The sequence below is a fragment of the Aquidulcibacter paucihalophilus genome (assembly GCF_002105465.1).
Classification (GTDB): domain Bacteria; phylum Pseudomonadota; class Alphaproteobacteria; order Caulobacterales; family Aquidulcibacteraceae; genus Aquidulcibacter; species Aquidulcibacter paucihalophilus.
Genome location: NZ_NCSQ01000052.1, coordinates 1 through 4091, shown reverse-complemented (window position 1 = coordinate 4091; position 4091 = coordinate 1). Strand labels below are relative to the sequence as shown.

4 protein-coding genes are annotated in these 4091 nt (G+C 53.6%); all 4 read left to right on the top strand.

The window, feature by feature from the left end; all coding sequences use genetic code 11:
- The first annotated feature begins 343 nt into the window (after nucleotides 1-343).
- Nucleotides 344-2551, top strand: a complete 2208-nt coding sequence (locus tag B7364_RS04485; RefSeq protein WP_085338739.1) for a ParB/RepB/Spo0J family partition protein — start codon at nucleotides 344-346, stop codon at nucleotides 2549-2551.
- A 134-nt stretch (nucleotides 2552-2685) separates the two neighbouring features.
- The gene (locus tag B7364_RS04480; protein WP_085338740.1) at nucleotides 2686-3132 is read left to right on the top strand and encodes a putative toxin-antitoxin system toxin component, PIN family; all 447 of its coding nucleotides are present in this window, start codon (nucleotides 2686-2688) and stop codon (nucleotides 3130-3132) included.
- A complete protein-coding gene (locus B7364_RS04475) occupies nucleotides 3129-3356 on the top strand; it encodes a toxin-antitoxin system HicB family antitoxin (protein WP_085338738.1) in 228 nt (75 codons plus the stop codon). Before B7364_RS04480 ends, B7364_RS04475 begins: the two co-directional genes overlap by 4 nt.
- Nucleotides 3357-3608: 252 nt before the next feature.
- Nucleotides 3609-4091 (top strand): ArdC-like ssDNA-binding domain-containing protein (locus B7364_RS04470; RefSeq protein ID WP_157893486.1); only part of this gene is annotated, 483 nt, incomplete at its 3' end.

Genomic DNA, 4091 nt, shown 5'->3' with positions numbered 1-4091 from the left:
ACGCACAAACCTCCCGCGGAGCGGGTTCGTTCTTCGGCCAATCCTCCCCGTAAGCCGCCAATCGCAAATTGCCAGATTTCTTTCGAAAACACCGAAAGGCCCTTACCCGAATAAACCGGAAAGCCGCTCTCGATCTAATCGGGGCAAGCCCATTTGCCTCCCACCCCACCCCGCCTGCGCGCCCATCGCAAATGCCCCCGTCCACCCCAGGCGCGCAAGGGACGGCTCGCGCCTCTGCGCCCTTGCGCGTCTGGTTTGGCGTGGGCCGGTGAGACGATTGCCGCGCAGGCGGTCCTGGTGATTGATATCCAACGCTAGGAACTCCCACAGGGAGATTAGTCTTATGTCTCACGTTCAAATGTTACCTTTGAAGGCTCTGCAGCATTCCCCTCTCAATGCCCGTCGCACTGATAAGAAAATCGCCATCGATGAACTGGCAGCCTCCATTCAGGCCCATGGTCTCTTACAAGGCCTAAGTGTCGTCGATGTCGGCTCTGGCAAATATCAAGTATCCGCTGGTGGTCGTCGTTTGGCTGCCTTGAAGCTGCTTCTCAAGCGCAAGGCCATAACATCTGATTTTGAGGTGCCTTGTCAGATCCTTCCTGCTGACCTCGCTGAAGAAGCGTCTTTAGCTGAGAACGTCCAACGTGTTGCTATGCATCCTTTGGACGAAGTTGAAGCCTTTGGTCGCTTGGCAGCCGAAGGCCAAACCGAAGATGCTATCGCTGCCCGGTTTGGTGCAACCGTCCGTCATGTTCGACAAAGATTGGCCTTAGCCGCTCTATCGCCCGTTTTGAAAGAAGCATTGCGAAAAGGCGAACTTGGCATTGATGCGGCACGCGCCTTTTGTCTGGTATCTGACCATGAGCGGCAAGACGCAGTCTTTGCCATCATGACCAAGCCCGTTAGCAATGCCTATGCGGTGCGGTCTTACCTTACCCAAGGAGCCGTTCGAGTAACCGACCGGCTCGCAAAGTTTGTGGGTGTTGAAGCCTATGAGGCAGCCGGTGGGATCGTCCGCCGTGACCTGTTTGATGAAAGCCTAATCTTCCTCGATAGCCCTAAGCTCTTAAATGAACTGGCCACAGCTAAGCTTGAAGAATTGCGTGCCCCACTCCTTGCTGAAGGCTGGGGCTGGGTGAGCTTCAATCTGGGTAATAGTCGAGCCGATGGTGGCTCCATGCATCGCATTCGTCCCGAATGGCATCAGCCGACCGAAGAGCAAAAGGCTGCTGCCTTTGTGATACGGGAAAGAGCTAATGAGATTGAGCAAGCACTCGCATCTGATCCAACAGATGCGGCCCTGATCGCGGAACTCGAAAGCCTCCGTGTCAAAGCCCACGAGATGGCCGAAGCCTTGTCCTTCTTCGATCCAGAAAAGAAGGCACTAGCGGGTTGTGTGATCTCTATCGATTTTGAAGGGCATCCAGATACGATCGTTGGCATTGTTGCCAAAGGTGATCAAAAGAAGGTTGCTCGGATCGATGCACGACGTGACGCTGAAAAGGCCAAAGCTGAGGCCGAACGACGCCGCGAAAAGGAACGACTTGAGGCCGAGGCCATTCCTGCAACTGAGGCTGCGGCGTTTACACCCTCCCCAGATGGCGTAACCGTCCTTGTGATTGATCCAGCTTCTAGCACGGCACGCATTGCGGGTCAGAGCATAGGCGAAACTAACCCTTCAACGGATTCAGTGACATCAAATGATGAGGGTTCTGAAGGCGCTACCTCAACCACTCTCGAAGAACGGCCACCTTGGGAAGAAGATGAGCCTACGCCGGTCAATACTCCGGACTTCACACAAAAGACCTTGAATGAACTTACTAGCGCACGCACGCGCGCCATTCGGGCTCATCTATGTGAGGCACCCGATGTGGCCTTGGCCCTATCTGTCTACACATTGGGCTGTCACTTCATGGCACTGACTGGCCCTGTCGGTATGAGCATTCACGCCTTTGTCTGTCATACCTACTCCGATGCTGAACCGCTTACCTCCAAGCGTGACACCTTGAAGGCATTGGACCTCTACGAGGAGAATTGGTTTGACTGGTGCTTGGCGCAAGGACCAGAGGTTTTGCTTCAAACCCAAGCACTCCTAATCGCTTCTACCCTTGATCTCAACCATAGCGGCAACACACCCATTTGTCGTCGCAAGCAAGAAGTTGCCGATACCCTTGCTACCCGCCTCCAAGTCGACATGACCAAATGGTGGGTACCAACTTCGGACTTCTTCATGGGGCTAAACAAGGCTCAGATCACAAATGCGATTATGGAAAGTCCTGCAGTTTTGGAACTGAACACGGCTAAAGATCGTGAGGCGTTTGCGGCAACGCTTGCCTCCAAGCGCAAGGATGAATTGGCCCTGATGGCGGCGCAAACTCTGGACGGGACTGGCTGGTTGCCCAGCGTCATCCGGACAGATGGGTTGATCGATGTGGCTGCCCACGACGATACGCCAGCGTTTGAAGTGACCGAAGAAGGTCTTGCTGCTCTGGCAGATGCCGATGCGGTAAAGCCGGACCCTAAAACCGTGGGAATCGCAGCGGAGTGATATGATAGCAAGATCAGCGGCTGGAAACTTGATCAAAGTGGAAGGTCGCTGATCTCATTCGCCATGATCTTGTTTAATTGGGCACATCGGCATTGGATTATTTCTTGAACCGAGCTTGGCATTTGATGGCATATATGCTACCAAAACTCATGGTCAAAGTCGTGATTGATACGAATGTCTTTGTCTCAGCGGTGTTGAGCCCGGATGGCGGATCACGGGAAATACTTCGACAGGCATTGAAAGGTGACTTGAAGCCTATTTTCTCAAATGCCCTATTCGGGGAATATGAGGCCCTTTTGGCGAGAGATGAGATTTGGGCAAATTGCTCGCTGTCAGCCAGTGAGCGTGATGCCTTGTTAGATGCGCTACTGAGCGTTGGGGATTGGGTTCGAATTCACTTCCTTTGGCGGCCAAATCTCACCGATGAAGGCGACAACCATGTTCTGGAATTGGCTGTTGCTGGAGGTGCACGTGCGATCATTACCTCAAACCTTCGCGATTTCCGTAACGCTGAACTTCTATTCCCGGATATCGAAATCCTCACACCCGGCGACTTTTTAAACTGGAGAAGAAAGTCATGAGCGTCCTCACCATTCGTTTGCCCGATGACCAGCATGAGCGTTTGAAGGCCCTCGCTGCGCACCGCAGGATCAGCATGAATAAACTCGTTGAGGAACTTGCCAGTCGAGCCGTTACCGAATTCGACATTGAACTTCGATTCCGAGCTCGAGCCACACGAGGTAATCCAACAATTGGACTTGCTTTGTTGGACAAATTGGATCGGGATTTCAAAACGTCGGACTAACCCGCAGTCGCAATGCTTCGGTGCAATTTCACGAGCACCTCCCCCATCGGCCCAAAATCCCTGCACCCCAGCCAGCCTGCCCACAACTATTCAGTCGTCCGCTACGCTTCCGCCCCGGTCTGGACAAGCCATCACTACCGGGGTGCGGGCAGGCAATCAGGGGTGCGGTTTGTTGATCTCGGCCGATGGAGGCGGCGCGAGCTCATGGTGAGTATCGCGTGACGCAATATCCCATCGGCGGAGGTCTCCGCCATGTCACTTTCAATCGTTGCATCTCGTAATTTACATTCTTCAACAGGGCTTAATGAAGTTCGTCTGACACCACACGAGCGTGTCACAGCCCAAATAAGCTCTCTTCTGGAACGCGGTGTTCGCCCCTGGATCAAACCATGGGATGATATTGCCCCGTCTGAAGCATTGGTCTTGCCCTTGCGCTCTTGCGGAACGCCCTATCGCGGCATGAATATCATAGCTCTTTGGGCCGCCTCTCTGGAGAGTGGTTTCAGGTCACGCCATTGGTTCACTTTCAAACAAGCCTTGGCCTTGAAAGCCTGTGTCCGCAAAGGTGAACGCGGGTCCTTTGTCGTCTATTATGCTGAAGTAGGAGATAAGTCAGAAGGCGATGGAAAGCCTTCTCGCGTCCCCAAGTCCAAGGGTGCAAATGGCGACGATACTGGTGAAACGCGGCGTATTTTGCGCGGCTATACCGTCTTCAATGCCGAGCAAATCGATGGT